This is a genomic window from Butyrivibrio sp. AE2005 (assembly GCF_000686965.1).
Lineage (GTDB): Bacteria > Bacillota > Clostridia > Lachnospirales > Lachnospiraceae > Butyrivibrio > Butyrivibrio hungatei_A.
The window spans coordinates 13715-37182 of sequence record NZ_JMMD01000029.1 but is presented as its reverse complement, the minus strand read 5'-3'; the positions used below and the strand labels follow the sequence as shown (position 1 = coordinate 37182).

Sequence of the window (23468 nt, the reverse complement as noted above, 5' to 3'; positions counted from 1 at the left end):
ACTCCTCACTTTATGTTTCTGCTTTTCTTCAGATTAACAACAGTGTATTTGGCCTTAGCTAAAATATACTCTAGAATAAACCTAAGTATTCCCTGCTCTGTAGCTCTCATTTCCATAAGTTCGGAATACGACACAACCTGTGCTGTATTAAGCAGATTGTCTAATTCTTCAAACTCTTTTTCATCCATTGTATTGGTATGATATACGAAAGTGGTTATTCCGTCCCGCTTATCGGAAAGAGTCTTCGCTCTGCTTATCGAAATCGGGTAAAAAATAAGTCCCGACCGCTTATACGGCGCTATCCCAAAGCCGTCCGTAATCTTGAAAAAACCATTTTTCTTAAGAGCTTTTATCGTATTCCTGTCAAACGAATGTGAGGGTGCCATAAAAACATCCGTCATTATCTTATTTTCTCTCAGAATACGACTTCCCATCATGATCATTTCATCCTGCTTGTAATAGGGAAGGCCTGCAAACTCAGACTTTCCTCCGATGGGAAAAACTCCTGCTTCCTTGGTGGTGTAGACATGATTAAAGCCGTGCATTGCAACTGCCCAACCCGAATCCTGAAGGTCTTTTACCATCTTCCAGAAATCTTCCCGGGGTTCGGAAACATTGACCTTCTCATCTTTACAATCGGGAATAACCCCGATAAGCGGCTTGATTCCATGCTTATCGAGTATTCCTTTAAATCTGTCAAATTTCTCCCAATCCATTGCAGGAGTTATGTCGTCCATTCGAATTACTATTTTCATAGATTCTCTTTATACCAGTTGATGGCAAGTTCAATTCCTGCCTTGAAATCGTAAGAAGGATCGTAGCCAAGGTTCTGTCTTGCTTTTGAAATATCAGCGTTTGAATCTCTGATATCACCTTTTCTTGCAGGTCCGTAGTTAGGCTCTACATCAAGACCGAGCGCATCTGTGAGGTGATGATATACATCGATAAGATACTCTCTTCCGCCTGCTCCGATATTGTAAGCCTCTCCTGCTGCCTCTGATGATGCAAGACAAGCTCTTAAGTTACCTTCAATTACATTATCAACATAAGTAAAGTCACGTGACTGCTTACCGTCGCCGTTGATAGTAGGAGTCTCACCATTCATAAGCTGCTTAAGGAACTTGGGAATAACTGCAGCATATGCGCCGTTGGGATCCTGTCTTCTTCCGAATACGTTGAAATAACGAAGTCCGTATGTATCAAGTCCGTAAAGCTTCTTATAGAGCTTTCCGTACTCTTCATCTACTTTCTTTGTAAGTGCATAAGGAGAAAGAACATTTCCTTCCTGTCCTTCTTTCTTGGGAAGAATTGTTGAATCTCCGTAAACAGATGAGCTTGAAGCATATACAAACTTCTTAACTCCGTTCTGTCTTGATGCTTCCATCATGTTAAGTGTTCCTCTGATATTGATCTCCTCGTAAAGAAGAGGCATCTCAATACTTCTGGGAACGCTTCCCCATGCAGCTTCGTTCAAAACATATGTAACACCTTCAGTTGCTTTCATACATGCATCAAGGTCTCTGATATCGTCCTCAATGAAGGTGAAATTCTTGTTTTCCATTAAAGGCTGAATATTCTCAATATGTCCTGTTGAAAGATTATCAAGACATCTTACCTTGTAACCCATATCAAGAAGTGCTTCGCAAATGTTGGAACCGATGAAGCCTGCGCCTCCGGTTACCAAAAATAAACTGTCGTCGTCAAATTTAAGCTCTTTAAAACCCATTTAAAAAAGTCCTCTTTTCAAATAATAAGGAGGTTCCGCTCTCGCTTCGCTCGCCGGAACGACTTTCGCACTAAGCTCGTAAGAACCTCGCTAAGTGCTCAAAGTCTCCAATAATCATATTCAGGCGCGGTATATTCGCTCATATCATAGATTCCCTTAAGATCCATGAACACCTTTGTCTTATGTTTTGCATTGAAGAATTTTGCGATATCTGCAGGCTTGTAGCTCTCGAATTCCTTGTGAGCAACAGCAACGATAACCGCATCCATATCCTTAACGGCATCCAATGAATCAAAATCGATACCGTAAAGTCTCTTAGCCTCGTCGGCATCAGCTTCGGGATCAACCACTACCGGAGTGATTCCGTACTCGCCAAGCTCGTTGTAAATGTCGATGATCTTGGTATTACGTGTATCAGGGCAGTTCTCCTTGAATGTAAATCCAAGAATGGCAACCTTCGCATTCTTAACCGCGATGTCGTTTGCGATAAGGTTCTTTACGCAAGACTCTGCAATATATTTACCCATGTCATCATTGATTCTTCTTCCCGAAAGAATGATCTGTGAATGATAACCGAGTTCTTCTGCTTTGTATGTGAGGTAGTAAGGGTCTACACCGATGCAGTGGCCACCTACAAGGCCGGGGAAGAATTTAAGGAAATTCCACTTTGTTCCGGCAGCCTCAAGAACGCTCTTTGTATCGATATCCATCTTGTGGAAGATCATTGAAAGCTCGTTCATAAATGCAATATTGATATCTCTCTGGCTGTTCTCGATAACCTTTGCAGCCTCGGCAACTTTGATAGACTGTGCCTTATAAACTCCGGCAAGTGCAACAAGACTGTATACGTTTGCAACTTCCTCAAGAGTCTCTTCATCCATACCTGAAACAATCTTTGTAATGGTATCAAGTCTGTGAACCTTGTCACCGGGGTTGATACGCTCAGGTGAATATCCTACCTTGAAATCAACGCCGCACTTAAGTCCGGACTCCTGCTCAAGAATAGGAACACAGATATCCTCTGTTACTCCGGGATATACTGTTGACTCATATACTACGATACTTCCCTTTGTGAGGTACTTACCGAGTGTGTGGCTTGCTCCCTCTACAGGTGAAAGATCGGGTGTGTGATCGTCATTTACAGGTGTAGGAACCGCAACTACATGGAACTTACACTCACGAAGTTTCTCGGGATCTGCTGTAAATTCAACACTTGTATTCTTAATAGCTTCATCGCCGACTTCTCTTGTAGGGTCGATTCCCTTCTTATAAAGTTCAACCTTGGCAGCGTTAAAATCGTATCCCACTACCTTTATCTTCTTAGCATATGCCACAGCAATAGGCATACCTACATAACCAAGTCCAACCAATGACAGTTTTTCTTCTCCGGCGAGAAGTTTCTCATACAAACCCATTTGAATCCTCCAAATCATTAACATTTCAATGTTAAAGTTTTTTACATAATTATAGATTCTTAAATAAAAAATTCAAGAACACATTTATTATACTACGCCTGTCAAACATCTGTAAAAATCACATTTTTACAGTTCTTTAAGCGTTTGCTCATAAGTTGAAATGACAATTTTTCTGTCATAATTTTTCTCAATAAACAATCTGGCTTTTTGCCCCATGCTTTTCCTATCATTCTCGGAAAATGCAAGTATTTTATGTATAGCATCCGAAAGTGCCGAAGCATTTCCCGGCTTAAAGCCTATTCCCGTCACACCTTCTTCAAATGTTTCTTTACATCCGTTTACATCGGTTGCAAGAACAGGTCTTCCGCACGCTCCCGCTTCGAGAAGCACATTTGAAAGTCCCTCATGGTATGAAGGATGTACTATAACATGGCTGTTAGCCATTACAGGTTCTACGCTGTCCAGATGCCCATGATACTTTACCACGCCTTTTTCTTCAAGCGCCCGTATCATAGGCTCATACTTTTCCCTCTCGTCCTCTTCGTATTCTCCGACAAGATCAAAAAAGACTTTATCATTTGCGGAAGTTATCTCTTCCGCAGCCTTAAGATACTCCTCAATTCCCTTATCTTTCATTATCCTTATGACCGCAAGAAAACGTATACCGTCTTCCTCCGAAGGATATTCCCTGAAAGGATGATCCGTAAGATTTACTCCGGATCCGGGCAAAAGAGCCGCATTCTTTTTTGCAACACCTTTATTCTGCATGAATTCAAGGTTTCTCTTATTCTGAAAAAAGACCTTTACCGCCCTGTTCATTGAAAAAGAATACATCTTCACAAGAATCTTACTGAGCATCCCGCCACCTTCTATCGCAGTACCGAGTCCGGTAACGTTGCAGATATAAGGGATTCTCAAGAATTTTGCCGCGGATGCCCCGTAAATATTGGGCTTTATCGTATATGTAAGAACCGCGTCAGGTCTTGTCTTCTTCATTATTTTCATGTAACTTGCAAACAATTTGAGGTCTTTTAGCGGATTCATCCCGTGTCTTTCAAGATGAGTGTCCACAAGTTCCACGTTCATATCCGTAAGCTTGTGCACATTCTCATCGAAAGGAACGGAAACTACCACCTTGTGTCCCGCATTTTTAAAGGACTCAAGCAGTTCTTTTCTAAAAAGATAAAGACCGTTTGCATAGTTCGCCAAAATCAAAATTGTCATTATCAGATTTCTCTCATTCGATCCTCAAGGTTATCCAATGTATCTATGACAACACTGTCATACATCATCATAACGACGTTCTCGTCATACTGCCCGATCTGCTGAGCGTTTTCTTTCTTCTCAACAACATTTCTGTAAATGAACGACGGGAAATCAACTCCCGCGCCGTAAGCATGAAGATAAGCTCCTCCGAATCTCGGATTGATCTCAGAAAGATAATACTCACCGTTCTGGTAAAAGAGATCCATATCGAGAGGTCCGTTGAACTTAAATACCTCAAGCGCTTTCTGTGCAAATTCAAAGAGTTTCTCATCCTTGAATGATATTGTCTTGTTTGCTCCACCGATCGTAGTAGAGATTTTTTTCTTGGAGAAAACCGCAACGGGCTTGTGGCTTATTGTATCGACATAGATATCTGCATCCATATCTTTTCCCGTCATAAGCTCCTGAATAATAAGCCCCGGATCTTTCTCGGTAACTTCCTTAAGAAGTTCATATGTATCAACCTTGCGTGCTCCTACGCTTCCGCTTCCGGTTCTCGGCTTAACGAAGACAGGAAGATTTATCTTGCCTTCTTTGTAATCCTTGTCGAAATCATCGAAACAGCCGTAAGTCTTTACCGTGTTGATTCCTTTTTCCATGAGGTACTTGTACATCTCAAATTTATCAAAGCAAAGCTTTGCAGTTTCCTCATATGGAGCAAGCACTTCAACACCGAGTTCCTCAAACTCTTTTCTGTGAGCCGAAAGAATTGCGATCTCAGGGTCGATAAGTGTCGTTACCGCATCAATCTTTTCTTTCTTGCAAATATCAAGAATTGTCGGGATGTACTCAGGCGCCGTTATAAGCGGAACTCTATAGCAAACATCCGCAAAAGCGGGAGCCGGCGCATATACGCTGTTATCCGTAACAACCATATGAACCTTGTCCCCAAGCGTTTTTCTAAAATCTTTTAAAAGTTCACAGCGTCTTCCGACACTGCAAAATAAAATATTCATTTTACTGCTCCTTTGGTTTTGTACCTGTAAATGCCTCCATTGTGGCATCTGTGGCACTGTTTATGTCATCGTGCTTAAATACTACAGCGATGGTCATGAAAAAAATCTTGAGATCGAAAAGGAATGATATATTTCTTGCGTAATATACATCTTTCTCAAATCTGTCTTCCCAGCTGAGAAGATTCCTTCCGTTAACCTGTGCCCATCCCGTAAGTCCCGGTCTTACATCATGTCTGTGCCTCTGTTCCTCGTTATAGAGGGGAAGGTATTTGACAAGAAGGGGCCTGGGACCTATGAAACTCATGTCACCCTTTAAAATGTTTAAAAACTCAGGAAGTTCATCAAGGCTGGTCGCTCTGAGCTTTTTACCAAACTCGGGAAGTCTGTCTTCATCGGGAAGAAGATTTCCGTTTTCATCCTTTGCATCAGTCATTGTCCTGAATTTGTAAAGGTTAAAAACTTCTCCGTCCTTGCCGGGCCTCGGCTGTCTGAAAATAACAGGACTTCCGAGCTTAACTCTTACGAGTATCGCAAGTATAAGGTACAACCAGCAAAAAGGTATGAGTACCAGTAAAGACAGTATTATATCTATCAATCTCTTAATAAATTTTGAATAAATCATTCGTCACTCCGAAATATGCCGTGTCCAAAGCATTATTAGTCAAAGCATCTTCTTATGATCTCAATGATCATATCCTGCTGCTCTTTTGTCATCTTGATGTCACTTGGAAGGCATAAGCCTCTGTTAAAGATATCGGCTCCGACATCCTTAAAGCCTTCCTCTTCAATGTAAGCATTGCTGCGGGCTCTTCCGTTTCCGTGCTTTGTGATAAATGCGTTTGACCTGTAGATAGGCTGCATATGCATCGGCTTCCAGATAGGACGTCCCTCTGCGTTATTCTCAGCGATAGCACTAAGGATCTCTGTGGGACATGTCTTTCCGGGCTCGGGATTGTAAAGAACTTCTTTTTCTCCGCGAACCTGTCTGCACATTACATCCTCATCTATGATCATGCATGAAAGCCAGAAATTCGGCTCACTGTTCTTCTTATCGTAAGGATTCATCTTTACGGGAAGTCCCTTGAGGCCTTCTTTGTAACGCATATAGATTTCTTTTTTCTGAGCGACATGCTCTTCAAGATAAGGAATCTGTCCCCTTACAACTCCGGCAATAACGTTGCTCATTCTGTAGTTGTAGCCAAGTTCCTCATGCTGATACCAGGGTGCATCCTCTCTTGCCTGAGTGGACCACTTACGCACCTTGTGAGCATCTTCTGTACTGTTTGTAAGGAACATTCCTCCCGCGGAACCGGTTATGATCTTGTTTCCGTTAAAAGAGAGAATGCTGTAATCACCAAAAAGTCCCGTCTGCTTTCCCTTGTAGGTTGCACCGAGAGATTCAGCCGCATCCTCAACTATAAGTGCATTGTGCGCACGGCAGATTCTCTGGATTCCGTCTATCTTTCCGGGTGTTCCGTAAAGATGTGCAACGACTACAAGTCTTACATCGGGATATGTCTCAAAAGCTCTTTCCAGTGATTCGGGATCCATATTCCATGTATCTTCTTCCGTATCGATAAATACAGCTTCACCGCCCTCATAAGCAATGGGATTTACTGTAGCATCGAAAGTAAGATCGGAACAAAATACTTTCTTTCCCTCAAGTGTTCCGTGTCCGATCTTAGGCTGACCGTAAAGTCTTTCACCTGCAAGTTTTATCGCAAGATGAAGCGCAGCTGTTCCCGATGAAAGTGCAACAGCCTCCTTGCATCCGATCTTTTCACATATAAGTTTTTCAGCCTCGTTTATATTCGCTCCGACAGTTGACATCCAGTTGGTGTCATATGCCTCCTGCACGTACTTGATCTCATCACCGTGCATTGTCGGGGATGAAAGCCAGATTTTTTTCTGAAAGGGTCTAATTTCCACGATCATTCCTCCGTATTGATTTTTTCAGCTAGCTTTTTAAGCATTTCTTTGTGTTCTTCCGTACTGTCCGCTTCGTTATTGGCGGGATGGTATGTTGTAACTATCTCTTTTACGAGAGTTCTTATCTCAGGTGATTCCTCTTTTGCCGCAACATTAAGTCGCTCGAGCCCCGAGAACAACTTCATCTCATCAAGCTCAATAGGCTTTCCGATATGGATCATCTTATTTTCTGTATCCTGAAGTCCTTCTTCATCCATGAGCATCTCTTCGTAGAGTTTCTCACCCGGGCGAAGTCCCGTAAATTCAATTCTGATATCCTCTCCGACCTTGTATCCGGAAAGTTTTATGAGGTTCTCTGCAAGATCGAGTATCTTGACGGGTTCACCCATATCAAGTACAAATATCTCGCCGCCCTTTGCAAATGCTCCAGCCTGAAGCACGAGGGAAACCGCCTCTGAAATTGTCATAAAGTATCTGATGATATTAGGGTCTGTAACCGTAACGGGTCCGCCTGCCGCAATCTGTTTCTTAAAGAGCGGGATAACAGAACCGTTTGAACCAAGTACATTACCAAATCTGACCGCCACGAATTCCGTATCGTAGTGCTTATTCATCGTCTGAACGATCATCTCGCAGATTCTCTTACTTGCACCCATTACGTTCGTGGGATTTACAGCCTTATCGGTTGAGATCATAACAAACTTCTCGGTGCCGTTCATAGCTGCTGCCATAGCTGTCTTCCAGGTTCCGAATACATTATTCTTGATAGCTTCATTCGGGCTGTCCTCCATAAGAGGCACGTGCTTGTGTGCAGCTGCATGGTATACGATCTCAGGCTTATACTTTTCGAATATCATATTGATCCTGAGTGTATTTCTTACTGACGCAATGAGAACAACAAGGTCAAGATCGGGATATTTTGTCTTGAGCTCCTGCTGAATGTCATAGGCATTATTCTCGTAAATATCTACAATTATAAGTCTCTTGGGCTTATGTCCGGCAACCTGTCTGCAGAGCTCCGATCCGATAGATCCGCCGCCACCTGTTACCATAACGGTCTTTCCGCTGACATAACCTGCGATGGAGTCGATATCGACCGCAATTGGATCTCTTCCCAGAAGGTCTTCTACTTCAACATCGCGAAGTCTCGATACGTTAACCTCGCCGCTTAAAAGCTGGTACATTCCGGGAAGCGCACGCATCTTACAATGTGTATTTTTACAGATATCAAGTATCTTCTTAAGTTCCTGTCTTGAAACAGAAGGAATGGCAACAATAATCTCATCAATATCATACAGATCCGCGCATTCTACAATCCTGTCTCTTCCGCCGACAACCCTGATTCCCTGAATATATCTGCCCCACTTGTCCGAATCATCATCGATGATACATTTGATGGACATTGTGTTGTAATTGCTCTTGATAATATCTTTAATGATAATATTGGCAGCTTCACCCGCTCCTATTACCATTATTGCTTTGGCATTTTTGTTCTTCTCCGCATGGTGCTTGGCACTTCGCAAAAATCTGTAAGAAAATCTGCTTGCAAAGATCAGTGCAATAAGCAAAACCAGATAGAGGAAATAATAGGTCTTTGGCTCAGCCTGATGTCCCGGAACTTTGAAAAACTGAAGTCCAACTGCCGTGATACCGCTTGAAACGGCACATCCCATTACAAGGTTCTGCAGCTCTCTTTCTCCGGCATATGCCCATAAGCTGTCATAGAGCTTAAAAACATAAAACACAATAAGGGTTACGATAATATTTATAGGCAAATAAGTAATCGTAGTTGTCAAGAAGTGTTCTTCAACCTGATCGAGATCAAGATCGTATCTCATAAGTACAGGTATAAAGCTCACCAGGATTATACTTATCACATCGTAAATAACAAGTACCGCACGCCTATACAATTTTTGATAATTAAAAGGTTCTTTTTTCTTCTTTTCCATAGCCATTCTCTGTTGTTAAGATATCATTTGTTATTCTGCATCAAAGGAAAGATTGAAAGCATAAGTGCCGGTGTCATCGGATAGCTGAATTCAAATACCGATTCACTCATTCCGGCAACCATGAATCCGATTGCAATTACAAAAGGAACAAGTGCAAGGGGCTGTTTTTCTTTATTATTCTTAAAGAACTTAAGTCCAAAAACAATGCTTCCAAATACAAACATCACAAACATTATTCCTGCAGGAACTCCCCTGTCATACGCAACCTGAAGATATGTATTGTGCGCATGATATGCAACCATACCATCAGGTAGTATAGGCTGTTCCGCATGTCCCGTCAGGTTCATTTCTTTTAAATATGTTCTATATATAGTAATCCTGTTATTGGAAATACTATCAAGCTTATCAAGCAGAGTGCTTCCTTCTTCGGACTCCGCCTCTTCCGCTTCATTCTCATCACCGTCTGTCGCTGTAAGAAGCATCATTGCCTCTGCATTTGTAAACTGCATCGAAGCAAGCATATTGTCAGTCTCAGGTGCAGACATTCCAAATGATTCATTCTTTTCAATGTCATCAACAGGATCTCCGTATTCATCCAAATATGGTTTGCCCGTCTCGGGATCGTAATTATATATATCATGCGGATAATCATATGTACCCACATCAAGCCCAAGAATCTTGCTCGCAAAGAGGTTGGCAAATCTCTCCACGCACATGTAGTTGGGACTTCCCCAGGCAGCTCCGCCTCTGACAAAAGGATCCGTGTCATCATTTATCATAAGCACAGGATTTCCAACCATTGCAGGAATAATCCTCTGAAGCGTAAATACCGGAGAAAAGCAAACAACTACAGAAACGATCATAGCGATCAATATTTTGCCAAATCTCTTTTTGTAGCACATAAGCACGCAAAAAGCACAAATGAAAAGAGAAACATAAGCTGTTCTTGAAACGGTGAAGATTGCGTAAACCGAGATCAGTCCGAACAGTATAAACTCTTTCCACGCTGTTTTTATAAGATCTTTTACTCCATAGTTCTTAGGAAGGGCAACAATCTTTACAGCCAAAAGAACTGCCGCTACCGCTCCCATAACCGTCAGATATTCGGCTGTTACCGTCTGCGTATGGAACAAAAAGCCGTATCTTCCGCTTACATATCCCGCAAAGCATCTGAACATAAGGCAGTAAACAAAAGAAATACCAAAGTTAAGCATAAGACCGCCCGAAAGTATGCTCAGCCAGTCTTTTCTTCCCTTCCATACAAGTCCTCTTAAATACAGGCATGAGAATGTCGCCGCAAGTGCAACTCCCCACCAGCTGCCGTTTCTCATAACTATGAGTACAACAAAGAAAACGTATACAAAAATGCCGAAACGTGAAATGCTTGCACGTTCTTCACTGACACGAATATTCTTATTAAGCTTCTCATGAATGTAACCTGCAAAAAGTTTAATAAGATTTATTGCCAATATGCCGCCTAACATGAAGATTATCACGGCATATTTTATAGCAGTATTTTTTTCAACAAAATCAGGTTCCGTTTCGGGGAAAAGATTCTGTTTGTAGTAATAAACTCCGCCTATCCCCGAAGCAATAAGCCACACAAGATTGAGTGCATTAAACGCCTCTTTGGCTGAAAATGTAAGAAGCATCATTACAATGAACGAAATTGCCATTTTTCTCTCGGAAAGATGCCTGAATGTGTCATAATCGTCGTTCATGCAACAACATGAGTACCACATTCCTATTGCCATAGAAAGCATCACAAGAAAGTATCTCACCCTATTTCCGGCATCTATTCCGTCAATAAATGAAATACCCACTTCACTTTTTACAACTTTATGGTTAATGGCATAGAAAGTTATTCCCGCTGCCACGATAAGTCCTATTTCATAAAAGACAATGTCCACTGCCCTGGTGTCAAACACCTTAAGCGGAAAGACCATTATCATAAGTGCAAGATAGAACACTGTGGCAATTGGATTTGCTACAAATTTTACGCATCTCTCGACAGTTATGATACTGTTTCTTCCGGGGCGCTTTGAAAAATACAGTCCGATAAGCCCATACAAAAGCGCAGTGATCGCTGCTATAACCGCAATAACGGCAAGCGAACTTTTCTTTGACATTGGAATTCTGTAGTTATATCCCGCCGCAATGTGCATTCCGGGAACCTCTGTGATACTACTTCCTTCGCTGAAAAAACAGTGTTCGTACATGCTTCCTACATATTCCGGATTATCAGGTACAGTCTCAAAGTTGATATCAACCTTAGATCTGCAGCCCCTTACATATAGGATATACTCTTTTCCAACTTCAACATTATATTCAAGTGTCGCCCTGACATAGCCCGGAATTACCTTATCTCCGGTATCTACCAGAGTCTTTATAAGTTCCCTTCCGCCAAGGTCACAAACGGTAACGTCAAAGTATCTTCCCTTCTCCACTTTGGAGATGTATATATCCACAGAACTTAATCTGTTATATCTTGCGACAAATTTCTGTGAATAAAAACATTCAACATTTACGGCCTTGTCTTCTTCTATCCTGTTTCCACCGGCGGAAGTCTCCATAACCTCCGTCCAAAGGCGTCCCGGCCAGATACTCAAAACTGCTACCAGGGCAATAAGAAGCACTACCGCTCTATACGCTGTTTTTCTATCTATTATCTTTCTCATACAAGTATGTTTTTCCCTCTTTTGTTAGGCACTAAGCCAAGTTAAATATTATCATACCTGCCCCCCTTAATCAAACAGACTATGCCTGTGAGACATCATTTAAAGGTGCAAATAACAGTGGCAATGCATACCACAATATTGCCACGTACCTGACAAGATATGTAGGTCCCAAAAGAACCGTCATCCATGTCAGTATTAACGGTAAAAACGGAAGGACTCTGCCAAACTTTCCTTTTGATAAGCGATACAACATAACAAAAAGGTATATTAACATGCAAAATCCGGGTGAAAACAGCAGTGCCAATACCGGTGCATCCTTATGGAATGTTCCGATGGATATATATCTGTATAGCTTGTCTATCGCAGGAATATAGCTGTTCCGCTTTCCCGGCTGCTCAACTTCGTAGCCAAAGTACGAACTGTCGGTGTATGTAAAAGTAAATACCGATGTTCCCTTATATACGTTGATAAGTGCCGGCGGATACCAGTATCCATAAGAAGTCAGAAACCATGAATTCAGATATGCAGCCGGATGTCCCGCACCAAGCTTTGCCCAGAGCTTCCAGAAATCTCCGCTGTTTTTTTCATATAATTCGTTGTTAAAACCATACTTCACAAGATCTGACACGCGTGGCGTATAATTTGCAAGATTTTCTTCCGGTATATAGGCCTTGAGCGTATCGATATCTTCAGGTGACATCGAATCTTTTTCATAGGTATACACCCTTGCCATCTGCATTATAGGTACCGTAAGCATCTCCTGATGATCGGTTCCTTTCGAGGAAAAAGCTGCTCCGAGAGCAGTATTTATCACAAGATATGCCACTACCGGCACGGTCAGAACAAGTGCCAACCGCTTCGTAAGCTCTTTTCTGAAATATATAAATGCAAAAGGTAAAAACACAAGATAAGCATAAAATCCGTTGTGCCTAAAGAGCGGCATGAGAACAGCCGCGATGACAAAGCTTATAACAGAAAATCTGCTCTTTAAAAAGGCTTCCCTGTTCTCAACAAGTTTTATAAGTGACAATGTCACATATAACAAAAATGCAGTAAAAAGCCCGTCTTTACTTGAGCAAAGATTGTACATAACAATAACCGGAAACACTCCGTAGTACAGCGTCCATGCTATAAGCGAACGCTTTCCGATTCCTTTTTTCCTCAGATGATCCATGACATACGAAAGGATAAGCGTGATCACGAGCATCTGAAAAAATGTATATATAAATATTCCGCCGTTCCAACTACCTGTGAGTTTATGAAAGATTGCTATCGTGCCACCAAGAAGAAGCACGTGCAAAAGAGGATGATGCGTCGAAAATGTTCTGGTAAGGACTTCATTAAGTTCATCCTGCGCATCATAGACAAAAAACCCCGGAAACTCAGCAAGAATGACGATAGTATTAAGAGCTACCATGGCTGCCCAGCTCTTAAACATGAAATTCTTATCCTCATTCGGCTCTGTTTTGCCACTAATAGTCACAAAGCCAAAGAGTTTTTTCCCCTGCCTTGCCCCGTCATAATTGTTCCAGACGTAATATACATCTATTGTAAGAATGAACGCAAAACACAAAATAAGAGCATAAGTTCCGGCATCTTTAAAGTTCACATTATCATATTTTTCAAGCTGATATCCGAACACCAGAAAAATACCCGATAAAATGCCAAATAAGCCTGACATAAGCCAGGCTGTTAAGTTCTGTTTTTGATTATTATTTTCAGGCCCCATATTACTCTTTATCATCACGTGTTGTCTCTCGAATTACATACTGAGGATTCTTGTTCTGTGCAATATATGTCCTTCCGACATACTCTCCGACCATGCCGAGCATAAAAAGTATCATTCCACCGATAAACACTAACGCGGACATAAGAGCATAATATCCTTTATAATTTGATGCATACGGATAAACAAATTTCAAAATAATCGTATAAATACCGAACAAAAATCCAAGTACGGACAAAATAAATCCAACCATAGTCGCAAGTCTCAAAGGTTTAATACTAAACGCCGTGAACCCGTTTATCCACAGCATAAAGAGCTTTCCCAGATTATATCCGCTCTGTCCGACTTCTCTTTTTCTGTGATTAACGTCAACGTTTACAACATTGCTTGTCGTCCTAAGCACAAGTCCGATAACATAGGGAAAAGAGCTGTCATACTTTATCATCTCGTTAACAACAAATCTTCTTACTCCGAAATAGCTGGACACAAAGAGATCCTTTGGCTTTCCAAGCATCACTTCCGCCATCCACTCATTCATAGCCGTTCCGAAATTTCTGAAGCTGTTGTGCTGTTTGTGCGCATATCTCGCATATACGGCATCAGCGCCGTCTCTGAGTGCATTAAGGAGCTTAAACACTTCACTTGCGGGGGTCTGGCCGTCATCGTCAAGGCATATTACATAATCGCCCTGAGAAGCGTTAAGTCCAGCCATAAGAGCAGCATGCTGTCCGAAATTCTTGGCAAAATTTATTCCCGTAACAATGTCGGAATGCTTCTTTGCAATCTCACCTATCTTTCCCCATGTATTGTCGGGAGATCCGTCATTTACAAGCACGATCTCATAGATATACTCGTCGGAATCCTTCATTGTATCTACAATTTCATCCACAACCTCACTAAGAGTATTCTCAGATCTGTAGCAAGGGATTATGAAACTTACTGATTTCTTCTGCATTCTTATCTAAAACCTTTCGACTTATGTGTGAAAACGCTGTTTATAACATTTTTTCCATAAGTATCATATCACTTTTTTGACCGTCACTGCACTCAACCTGCGCAAGATCTTTTGTCTTTACAAATCCCGCATTTGAATAGCTCTTTATTGCAACTTCATTATAGGCAAATGCCTTAAGGAAAACTTTTTTAAGCCCTATGGTCTCTTTGGCATACGTAAGCGCAAGAACCGCGGTCTCATTGCCGTAGCCTTTGCTTATCGCGTCATCCTCACCGATAAATATGCCATATTCCGCAGATTTTTCTTCCTTGTCGATATCCCTAAAGTACACGCTTCCAACGGGTTTGTTGTCATTATCGTTCTCACAGATAATAAACTGCTCAACAAGTCCCGTCATAATCTTTGTCTTAAACCAGTTTTCATGCAGTTCTTTTGTAAACACTTCTTTGAAAACGAAATTATTCCTGACTCTCTCGTTATTTCTCCACTTTACGATAAGATCTGTGTCTTCCAAGGTAATCTTTCTTAGAGATACCTTTTCTCCGCGGATTACAAAGCCCTGTGTTCCTCTTTCCATAATTATTTCTCCCTGACCGAGTATATTGCAAAAGCATCATCTATAATTGTCTCGCGGTCAACCGTAACCTCTATGCCTTTATCTCTGTAATAATCAATTATCCAGTCAATTCCGTCTTCATCCGACTGTGTCTGGACCATATATGCATTTTGTGCCAAAAGTCCCGACTGCATATCGCTGTAGCCGGCTCTTGAAAGCTTCTTCACCGTAAGAGGACTCTTTACTCCCCATCCTCCCAGCAGATCATGGTTTGCGTAGTCATTATTAACTCTGTCAAAAAGCTTCTCCGAAAATGTAGCCTCGCCTTCTTCCATATCATTTTCGCATGAAATGGATGTATACACATCAATAAAATAAAAATTGTCACTATTTTCGGCAAAGTAGTCATAAAGCGCATCATAGTGCTTTCGCATAAGCTCCCTTGCATGAAGTTCCGAATCGATCACCTTTTTCTGATTGGGAACAAATAAAAGAGAAATCATCATAATTACGAATACTATCTTGTACGGCAAAACGCTGCTCTTACCCGCACGTCTTAAGAGAATCGCAAACAGCACCAGTATCTCTATAAGATAAAGCGGGTGTGTGATCCTTATAGGCACTCTGCGTCCCATTATGATATAAATCCACAGAGTTGTCCTGCACATGAACAACAAAGCAAGCGCGCCAATTACGCGGAGAGTTTCCTTTTTGCTGCTGTCCTGTCTTGGAAACATGTAGGAAATAAGAACTCCGAGGTAAAGTATTATCACTATCAGATTCCAAGGACAATAATTCTCCGAATCCATCTCATAGCTCTGCGGCATACTGAAATTATGAAGTCCGTATATATACTTGGAAAATGCAGCCTTCAATCGCTGAGCAAAAGGCTCCTCATCGGATCTTAACTTATCTGCATACTCCGCAACTTCGTTTAATACCTTTGCATCTATCTCATCGTCCAAACCAATATTATAGTTTTCAAACGTGATCAGCTCATACTCACTCTTATCAATGCCAATACTGTCGTAAAAATCCTTATTTGCCTCATATTCAGGAACGTACTGAAAATCATACAATTGCGTTCTTGCATCAAAAATGTCGTTATATTCCTTCCACTCGGGCAACGAAAACGCAAATTTATGTATGCCCATTGCAACCGCAAGTGCCGCAACGATAACGCCAAACAGCTTAAGGCAGTCCAAAAACTCTTCTTTGTTCATATTCAGCATCCATCTTATAAAGATGGCCACACATACCATGGGAAGCGTTAAAAGAAGCATTTCAGACCTTAAAAGAAACGCTGTCAGAATAAGCCAGAAAGCAATGCCAAAGTTTTTATCAACTTCTTTTTCATGCGTAAGAATAAGAAATGCCGCAGTCGCAGACAAAAGGCCGCATGTAAATGTATATTGAACAAAAAGAAAATGTGCGCCTATCACTCCAATTGAGAAAAACAGCACAAACAACGTCACCAGGATCTTATGCTTAAGTTTCGGGCATACCTGAAGCGCTTTGTAGGAGATAAGAAACACGCACATATACTGACAAATGCACAAAAAAATACCATACCAGTCAAAGCCTCTTACCACTCTGTAGAACATCGAGATAAAAGCGCTTATCGGATACAGCATTTGTATATTGTGAGCTTCGGGAGCACCCGTATATGCTCCCGAAAGCATGTCCTTCATCAGAACATCATCATTTAGATCAAAATAGTAATCTCCGATAAATCCCATGAAAAGAACTGCAATAAGTATCAAAACCAAAGAAATTATAAAATTGGGTGTATTTTTAGTTTTTTTCATACCGGGCTCCGTTTTTTATCAGTTAAATTTGTAATACTCCTTAACCCTTGCAATAACTTCTTCCTGATCGTTTTCTGATAATTTGTAGTACATGGGAAGGCGGAGAAGTCTCTCACTCTCCTTGGTTGTATATTTGTCCTCTCCACTAAATACACTGTACTTAACTCCTGCTTTTGAGGAATGAAGAGGAACATAATGAGAAGCGGGAAGTATATCGTTGGACATAAGATATCCGATAAGTCCCTTTCTCTCTTCAAAATCTTTACACTTAATATAGAACATGTGCGCATTATGAACACACTCTTCCGGAATATAAGGAAGCTCTATAAGCCCTTTTTCTGCAAGGGGTGTAAGTTCCTCATAATATCTGTTCCAGCTCTTTAATCTGTCGTTGTTGATCTCATCCGCCATGTTGAGCTGTGCATAAAGATATGCAGCGTTCATGTCACTCGGAAGGAATGATGATCCGGGCATTATCCAGCTGTATTTGTCAACTTTACCAAGCTTGTAGAGAGTACGGTTTGTTCCTTTCTCTCTGATGATGATGGCATCGTCAACATACTTCTCATCTCTTAAAAGAAGTGCTCCGCCTTCGCCCATGCTGTAATTTTTAGTCTCATGGAAACTGTAGTTACCGAAATCACCGATTGCGCCAAGTGCTTTTCCCTTGTATGTAGACATTACGCCCTGAGCAGCATCTTCAATAACAAGAAGGTTGTGTCTCTTAGCGATATCCATGATGGTATCCATCTCACATCCGACACCCGCGTAATGCACAGGTACGATGGCTCTTGTCTTAGGTGTTATTGCCTGCTCGATAAGCTTCTCATCAATATTCATGGTATCGGGCCTGATATCAACGAATACGACCTTAGCTCCTCTAAGAACAAATGCATTTGCAGTTGAAACAAATGTGTAAGAAGGCATGATAACTTCATCGCCCTCTTTTATTCCCGCAAGAATTGCAGCCATCTCGGTTGCATGTGTGCATGATGTGGTAAGAAGTGCTTTTGAAACGCCCGTCTTTTTCTCAATCCACTCATTATCGAGCTCTGTGTACTTACCGTCTCCGCAGATTTTCTGTGCTTCGACGCACTCTTTTATATATTCGAATTCTTTGCCCGTATAAGGGGGCACATTGAAATTTATACGCATAGCATGTAACCTTCTTTCCCCAGTCCTTGTCCTTAATCCTTCTTTTCAAGAAAGATTTTTCTTGTTATGAAATTATAAACCATTACAATTGCAGTGGCAAAAATCTTTGATATGGTATACATAAGATTATGTCCCACATGTGCGTTCAGCCATGCAATATTTTTGTAGAAGTAGCTTACTCCGAGATAGATGATAGCACTGTTTATTCCCATGCCGATAAGAGAAAGAATGACAAAAGCTACAAATTCTGCTTTTCTGTCAAGATCTTCTTTTCTTTCAAATACAAACTTAAAGCTTAGAACATAATTTGCAATAACAGATACTATAAAGCCAAGTGCAGATCCGATAAGAGATGCCACCTCGAAGCTGTCCTTACCGAATATTGCAACAATAATGTTCATTGCAATAAGCCCTACAAGATAATCAATAAAAAAGCACACAACTCCTACTATTCCAAATTTGAATATCTGATAAAGAAGCTTATGTCCCTCAAGCCACTTTCCCAATGCAGATTCATTAAAACCGTCCATTTTATTCCTCACTTTCATTCTGAGCAGAATATACTACGAAATTCTCACTCTCGAAGATTATATTATAATCATGTTTTTCGATATAGTCCAATAACATCTCATTTTTAGCTTTAATATTGGGATTATCAAGCATGACCTCGTCAAGTTTTCCGATTATCACAACAGGCTTCGGATCATCTGACGCATTAAGCTTATCAAGCGAGTCTCTGAAACTGTTGATTGAATAGCTGTCAAGGTCAGGCCAGGTCGTATCTATAGCAGGTTCCATATCAAAAATATACGAAAGCCCCGGAACATTGCCAAAGAGTAATGCCTTACCCTGAATAAGCCCATTGTCCTCAAGACAGGTCTTTAGTTCAGAAAGCGAATTGTAATTATCCTTTGTTGTCACAAGTCCGTTTGCTTTGGAAATATCAGTAACCTTAGTGTCCAGATTTAATTCGGGTGTAGCCTCATTATGATCTGCAAAAGAAAATCTTGCATGGAAAATCGCTCCCTGCACCAGAAGCACAACAATAACTCCAGTTATCATCGCCTGCCATGCAAAATTCCACTCATTATCCACAAACCTCTGCATAAATCTTTGTATTATCCACAATCCAATCGGCGCAACGAGGAAAAGGCAGTTTACAAGCGGCATTGTTCGATTATTACTTCCGATCGGCAGAATAATTATCAACATAAGAGCCGCACACGAAAGCGTTCTTTCTTCATTCCCACCCTTAAGAAATCCACATGCTCCCGCGATCGTAACGATAACGATTATTATCAAAAGCATCATTGCCGCCTGGAACATTGATTCATAGTAATAATAGTTTCTTGAGAATACATCTTTTTTTACATAGTACACAGCAAGTAAAAGAAGCCCTGCCACGTATAAAGCTTTTTTAAGTAATATATATTTCTCTTTTGCCACACGAAACATGATGATGCCTGCGATAATGCACGGGATCATTATGAGCATGTTTCCAAGTGTATGCGTATATGCCTCAAAAATATCCGCAAGCATTCCACCCGACGAGTAATCGGTTGCTTCGCCGGTCATGGCAAAAAGCTTACCTATCGCATTTGGATATGTATCAAAGCCGTATATCAGCGAAATAAGAAGCAGCGGCACTCCAAAACCCGCAGCATAGCCCGCAATACAAACGCCTGTCTTTTTCGCGGCATCAGCAAACTTCTCTTTTGAAATAAACGAGTTGAACCACAGGATCAAAATGAGCATGCAGTCAAGAATAGCCGGAAAGCGCATCAATATATTAAGACCAAGACACGCTCCTGCCGCAAACAACAAAATGTTCTGTCTTTCTTTTGAAAAAATACCAAGGAGAAGAAAAAGAGTCCCCAGCGTCACCATAAGATACGGGAGATAATGGTACAGGATCACTCTCGGCGCCCAGCAAAGGCTTTCAGCGATGAGTTCCCCAACGAATATCATCCATCCCGGCATCCACCTCTGAAGCAAATAATATGACACAAGCGCCATCGCACTGATTATGAAAGTGCAATAGGCAGAAAATCCAAGCATGGTTCCGGCGCCCGGAAATTTCATGATGATACTTCCGACAAGATTTGAAAGAAATGTTGAAAAGAGCCACATCGGATCAACACTTCTCATAAACTCATAATTTCCCAGGTTGTACGTGGTATCAACAATATCAAGTCCCCTGGTTATACCAAAAAAGGGATATAACAACAATACCACCGGAAAGAAATATCTTTCCAGCGGCTGCCTAAATCCCTTTAATTTCATAAAATAGCTTCTGATATCATTTAACATAAGTCATCATCCACACGTTTTATCAGTCTGAATAAACCTGTATCACCAAGCACTCTTCCGATGAAATTGAAAATATATTTTCTGATCCAGTCCACAAAGATTCCCGCGAAGAACACCATAAGAACAGAAATAACCAGATGAATAAAGAATGTAAGAACATTATCAAGCGGAGTCTCTCCGATAATCTGCTCTATCCACTCAACCCATCTGTCCGCAATCTCAAAGTGCATGTGAAGAAGATACACGCCAAGAGTATATGGCGCTATTATCCTGATCACCTCGGCAAAAAGATTTTCTTTTAACCGCATAAATCTAAAGACTGAAAACAGTCCAAGTGCTCCGGTAAGGGCAAAAAAGAAATTGTAGTGGCAAGGAACTCCCGCATAATATTGGAATTTGCCTTTATATATATAATCGCCTATTTCCTCAGAATAAATTCTTGTAGTCGTATCAAAATTGATCTTATAAAAAATAAAGCCGATCGCAGCTATAACAATAACCGATACAAGATAAACGAGCGCACTTCTCTTTGCATCGCGGAAAAGGACAACATTATATTTCCTGATATATGCCGCGATAAGGTACAGGCAAATGAACCATCCGAAGTCATATCCCATTCTGTCAGTGCCAAACTTTGCGGGAACAATGCTCTTGATAAAACAGAACCACGTAAGAAGTCCTATTATGACTGTCTTAAGCTGTTTTCTCTTAAGAGTATTTACCGCTGCATTCATAACAGGCGCCAGCACATACATGATCACATACGCCGTCACAAACCAGTAATGCTCGCTAGATATCGGGAAAAGATATCTCAAAGCTCTGTCAAGCTTATCTTCAGGCTTAACAGAATATGCTCCGACAAACATCATTGCGCCTGAAATAAGAAGTGTATAGAAATAAACCTGCAAAATAAGGAGTAATATCTTACTGAATTTCACCTTCGAAGAAGACAGATAGTATCCACTGATAAGCACATAGACATTAACCCCCGTGATGGCAATGGCTTCAAGTATCGTTGCAAAAATCTGCACACTAGAAGCAGGCTCTCCAAGTTCAAGCAGTGCTTTTGACTGATTATTAAAATGGAGAGTGATGATCATAAGCATGGCTACGATTCTGAGAAGTTCGATATTCGCATCCCTCTTTTTTTTCGTAATACTCTGACTGTCCATTGCACCTCCGTTTATATTTCCATAGTCAAACCGGTCATATTACTGCTCCTGCCGATTGCTAATTTGCCTTTATCTGTCTGCGACAGCTTTGCCATCTTTAATGCTGTAAACCATATCGCACTTCTCGATTGTCTGAAGTCTGTGCGCGATAATAACAAGTGTTTTTCTTCCATGGAGCTTGTTTATTGAATCCATGATAGCTGCCTCAGTCTCATTATCAAGAGCTGAAGTTGCTTCATCGAGAACAAGTACCTCCGGATCTTCGAAAAGAGCTCTCGCGATACCGATTCTCTGTCTCTGTCCGCCGGAAAGACGAATTCCTCTCTCACCGATCTTGGTATCAAGACCTTCGGGAAGAGACTTAACGTATTCATCAAGTGATGCTTCTTTAAGCGCCTGCCAAACTTTGGCATCGTCAATATCTTCATCGGCATAGCCGAAAGCAACATTTTTTCTGATTGTTGAATCTATCATAAAGATTGTCTGCGGAATGTATCCAATATTCTTGAGCCATCCGCTGTAGTTCTCCATTACGTCAACGCCGTCGGCATAGATGTGTCCGGTCTCTGTCTTAAGGAGTCCCAGCATAACGTCTACGATCGTAGTCTTGCCGGCACCTGATGTACCTACGATACCTACAGACTTTCCGACAGGAACTTCCATATCCGCATGATTAAGTACATATCTGTCAGCACCCGGATATTTATAAGTGATATCCTTAAGTGAAATGGTCTTATTAACGGGAAGCTTCTTGGTTTCAAGCTTCTTTTTGTAATCATCGCTGTTATATGAAATTGAGCTGTCGTTGATCTCCTCCTGAAGATTGTCGCTTACATTCATGAGGAAAGGCTCAAAATAGGCGATACTTGTGAGGTAATTGTTTATTCTGTTGGCACTTGGAAGGAGACGTGCTGCGGCCAGACCAAGAACAGAAAACTGAGCAAACAATGTTGCATCATTTGTTCCGCAAGCCATTGCAAACAACATATATCCAAGCATTCCCGCAATAGCAATAGTCTCAATCAAAAGTCTGGGCGTTGAATTGTAAAGATTGTACTTCTGAACCGCATTGACATATCCTGCGCCACAATTTGCATATCCGTTAATAAAATAGTTTTCTTTATTGGCAATCTTTATCTCTTTTATTCCTGTGACGGATTCATCAATCCACTTATACAGCCCGCTGTAATAATCCTGATTTTCTTCTCCCGCTTTTGTCATAACAGGCTTAATAACATACTTGATAACCAGAAGCACAACCACAAGAAGCGATGCTATAGAAACGGTCATTACAGCATCCTGAGTCAAAAGCATAATAACAAGACAAGCAAAAACAATAATCTCACTTATAAGCTGCAAAGAACTCAGAATAAGCCCGTACATATTATTTACATCAGACGTTATGTTTCTCTGGATAACACTGGTATCTGCATTTAAATAGTACTCGTAAGGACGCTGCATAAAATTGATCATCATTCTTCTTGAAGTTGCAAACTGATTTGTGTATACGAACTTAAGTTGAACTTTGTTCATAAAGAAAAGAAAAATGTTCTTTACAACAAAAACAATTATCATGATCACCATTATGATTGCAACAAACACTCTGGGGCCATCCTCAGCTCCGCCAAGATTAAAAACCGTATAATATACATATGAGAGTTTCTCACTCTTATCTATAAGATCAGGCCTTATCAAAATTTCCATGATGGGAGCGATAAGAGCAATTCCTAATGCTTCAAGTATTCCTCCTATAAGCATCATGAAAACAATGCCAACCATCTGCTTTTTCTGTCTTGCATCAAGCAACAGCATCAGTTTCTTATAAATCTTACGCATAAAATCAATTAAATCCTTCCGATTTATTTAC

Annotated in this window: 18 protein-coding genes; all 18 read right to left on the bottom strand. The window is 41.0% G+C overall.

The features are described from left to right. Positions 1-5: 5 nt before the first annotated feature. Positions 6-755, bottom strand: coding sequence for a DUF2334 domain-containing protein (locus DL92_RS0113790; RefSeq protein ID WP_026656656.1), 750 nt, complete (start codon positions 753-755; stop codon positions 6-8). Then, the gene (locus DL92_RS0113785) at positions 752-1726 is read right to left on the bottom strand and encodes an SDR family oxidoreductase (protein WP_026656655.1); all 975 of its coding nucleotides are present in this window, start codon (positions 1724-1726) and stop codon (positions 752-754) included. The genes DL92_RS0113790 and DL92_RS0113785 overlap by 4 nt, the downstream gene beginning before the upstream one ends. 98 nt (positions 1727-1824) lie before the next feature. After that, on the bottom strand, positions 1825-3141 hold the full coding sequence (locus tag DL92_RS0113780) for a nucleotide sugar dehydrogenase (RefSeq protein WP_026668048.1): 1317 nt from the start codon (positions 3139-3141) through the stop codon (positions 1825-1827). A 126-nt stretch (positions 3142-3267) separates the two neighbouring features. After that, the gene (locus tag DL92_RS0113775) at positions 3268-4365 is read right to left on the bottom strand and encodes a glycosyltransferase family 4 protein (RefSeq protein WP_034469273.1); all 1098 of its coding nucleotides are present in this window, start codon (positions 4363-4365) and stop codon (positions 3268-3270) included. 2 nt (positions 4366-4367) lie between these two features. Further along, a complete protein-coding gene (locus DL92_RS19425; RefSeq protein ID WP_027209173.1) occupies positions 4368-5363 on the bottom strand; it encodes an ATP-grasp domain-containing protein in 996 nt (331 codons plus the stop codon). A 1-nt stretch (position 5364) separates the two neighbouring features. Further along, a complete protein-coding gene (locus tag DL92_RS0113765; RefSeq protein ID WP_304412729.1) occupies positions 5365-5985 on the bottom strand; it encodes a sugar transferase in 621 nt (206 codons plus the stop codon). A 35-nt stretch (positions 5986-6020) separates the two neighbouring features. After that, entirely contained in the window at positions 6021-7298 is a 1278-nt protein-coding gene (locus tag DL92_RS0113760) for a DegT/DnrJ/EryC1/StrS family aminotransferase (RefSeq protein WP_034462155.1), read from the bottom strand. Beyond that, complete coding sequence (locus DL92_RS19420; protein ID WP_034462153.1) at positions 7295-9241, bottom strand: polysaccharide biosynthesis protein; 1947 nt, start codon at positions 9239-9241, stop codon at positions 7295-7297. The genes DL92_RS0113760 and DL92_RS19420 overlap by 4 nt, the downstream gene beginning before the upstream one ends. 23 nt (positions 9242-9264) lie before the next feature. Beyond that, a complete protein-coding gene (locus DL92_RS0113750) occupies positions 9265-11919 on the bottom strand; it encodes an O-antigen ligase family protein (protein ID WP_026668046.1) in 2655 nt (884 codons plus the stop codon). Positions 11920-11998: 79 nt separating this feature from the next. Continuing rightward, the gene (locus tag DL92_RS0113745; RefSeq protein ID WP_026668045.1) at positions 11999-13663 is read right to left on the bottom strand and encodes a DUF6020 family protein; all 1665 of its coding nucleotides are present in this window, start codon (positions 13661-13663) and stop codon (positions 11999-12001) included. Continuing rightward, a complete protein-coding gene (locus DL92_RS0113740) occupies positions 13650-14600 on the bottom strand; it encodes a glycosyltransferase (protein WP_026656646.1) in 951 nt (316 codons plus the stop codon). Before DL92_RS0113740 ends, DL92_RS0113745 begins: the two co-directional genes overlap by 14 nt. A gap of 40 nt (positions 14601-14640) precedes the next feature. Next, entirely contained in the window at positions 14641-15177 is a 537-nt protein-coding gene (locus DL92_RS19415) for a GNAT family N-acetyltransferase (protein ID WP_051199168.1), read from the bottom strand. A 2-nt stretch (positions 15178-15179) separates the two neighbouring features. After that, positions 15180-16964, bottom strand: coding sequence for a hypothetical protein (locus DL92_RS0113730; RefSeq protein WP_026656645.1), 1785 nt, complete (start codon positions 16962-16964; stop codon positions 15180-15182). 18 nt (positions 16965-16982) lie between these two features. Further along, positions 16983-18119, bottom strand: coding sequence for a dTDP-4-amino-4,6-dideoxygalactose transaminase (gene rffA, locus DL92_RS0113725; protein WP_026656644.1), 1137 nt, complete (start codon positions 18117-18119; stop codon positions 16983-16985). Positions 18120-18151: 32 nt separating this feature from the next. After that, entirely contained in the window at positions 18152-18649 is a 498-nt protein-coding gene (locus DL92_RS0113720) for a GtrA family protein (protein WP_051199169.1), read from the bottom strand. 1 nt (position 18650) lies between these two features. Further along, positions 18651-20429, bottom strand: a complete 1779-nt coding sequence (locus DL92_RS0113715) for a hypothetical protein (protein ID WP_026668044.1) — start codon at positions 20427-20429, stop codon at positions 18651-18653. After that, entirely contained in the window at positions 20423-21601 is a 1179-nt protein-coding gene (locus DL92_RS0113710) for an acyltransferase (protein WP_026668043.1), read from the bottom strand. The genes DL92_RS0113715 and DL92_RS0113710 overlap by 7 nt, the downstream gene beginning before the upstream one ends. A gap of 69 nt (positions 21602-21670) precedes the next feature. Next, the gene (locus DL92_RS0113705; RefSeq protein WP_026668042.1) at positions 21671-23437 is read right to left on the bottom strand and encodes an ABC transporter ATP-binding protein; all 1767 of its coding nucleotides are present in this window, start codon (positions 23435-23437) and stop codon (positions 21671-21673) included. Positions 23438-23468: the final 31 nt, after the last annotated feature.

Excerpts from the sequence above, each read along its gene's own strand:
- DL92_RS0113775 (WP_034469273.1), bottom strand. The coding sequence starts at position 4,365 with ATGACAATTTTGATTTTGGCGAACTATGCAAACGGTCTTTATCTTTTT.
- DL92_RS19425 (WP_027209173.1), bottom strand. The coding sequence starts at position 5,363 with ATGAATATTTTATTTTGCAGTGTCGGAAGACGCTGTGAACTTTTAAAA.
- DL92_RS19415 (WP_051199168.1), bottom strand. The coding sequence starts at position 15,177 with ATGGAAAGAGGAACACAGGGCTTTGTAATCCGCGGAGAAAAGGTATCT.
- DL92_RS0113745 (WP_026668045.1), bottom strand. The coding sequence starts at position 13,663 with ATGATAAAGAGTAATATGGGGCCTGAAAATAATAATCAAAAACAGAAC.
- DL92_RS0113705 (WP_026668042.1), bottom strand. The coding sequence starts at position 23,437 with ATGCGTAAGATTTATAAGAAACTGATGCTGTTGCTTGATGCAAGACAG.
- DL92_RS0113740 (WP_026656646.1), bottom strand. The coding sequence starts at position 14,600 with ATGCAGAAGAAATCAGTAAGTTTCATAATCCCTTGCTACAGATCTGAG.
- DL92_RS0113780 (WP_026668048.1), bottom strand. The coding sequence starts at position 3,141 with ATGGGTTTGTATGAGAAACTTCTCGCCGGAGAAGAAAAACTGTCATTG.
- DL92_RS0113760 (WP_034462155.1), bottom strand. The coding sequence starts at position 7,298 with ATGATCGTGGAAATTAGACCCTTTCAGAAAAAAATCTGGCTTTCATCC.
- rffA (WP_026656644.1), bottom strand. The coding sequence starts at position 18,119 with ATGCGTATAAATTTCAATGTGCCCCCTTATACGGGCAAAGAATTCGAA.
- DL92_RS19420 (WP_034462153.1), bottom strand. The coding sequence starts at position 9,241 with ATGGAAAAGAAGAAAAAAGAACCTTTTAATTATCAAAAATTGTATAGG.
- DL92_RS0113715 (WP_026668044.1), bottom strand. The coding sequence starts at position 20,429 with ATGTTAAATGATATCAGAAGCTATTTTATGAAATTAAAGGGATTTAGG.
- DL92_RS0113750 (WP_026668046.1), bottom strand. The coding sequence starts at position 11,919 with ATGAGAAAGATAATAGATAGAAAAACAGCGTATAGAGCGGTAGTGCTT.
- DL92_RS0113765 (WP_304412729.1), bottom strand. The coding sequence starts at position 5,985 with ATGATTTATTCAAAATTTATTAAGAGATTGATAGATATAATACTGTCT.
- DL92_RS0113785 (WP_026656655.1), bottom strand. The coding sequence starts at position 1,726 with ATGGGTTTTAAAGAGCTTAAATTTGACGACGACAGTTTATTTTTGGTA.
- DL92_RS0113720 (WP_051199169.1), bottom strand. The coding sequence starts at position 18,649 with ATGGACGGTTTTAATGAATCTGCATTGGGAAAGTGGCTTGAGGGACAT.
- DL92_RS0113790 (WP_026656656.1), bottom strand. The coding sequence starts at position 755 with ATGAAAATAGTAATTCGAATGGACGACATAACTCCTGCAATGGATTGG.
- DL92_RS0113710 (WP_026668043.1), bottom strand. The coding sequence starts at position 21,601 with ATGGACAGTCAGAGTATTACGAAAAAAAAGAGGGATGCGAATATCGAA.
- DL92_RS0113730 (WP_026656645.1), bottom strand. The coding sequence starts at position 16,964 with ATGAAAAAAACTAAAAATACACCCAATTTTATAATTTCTTTGGTTTTG.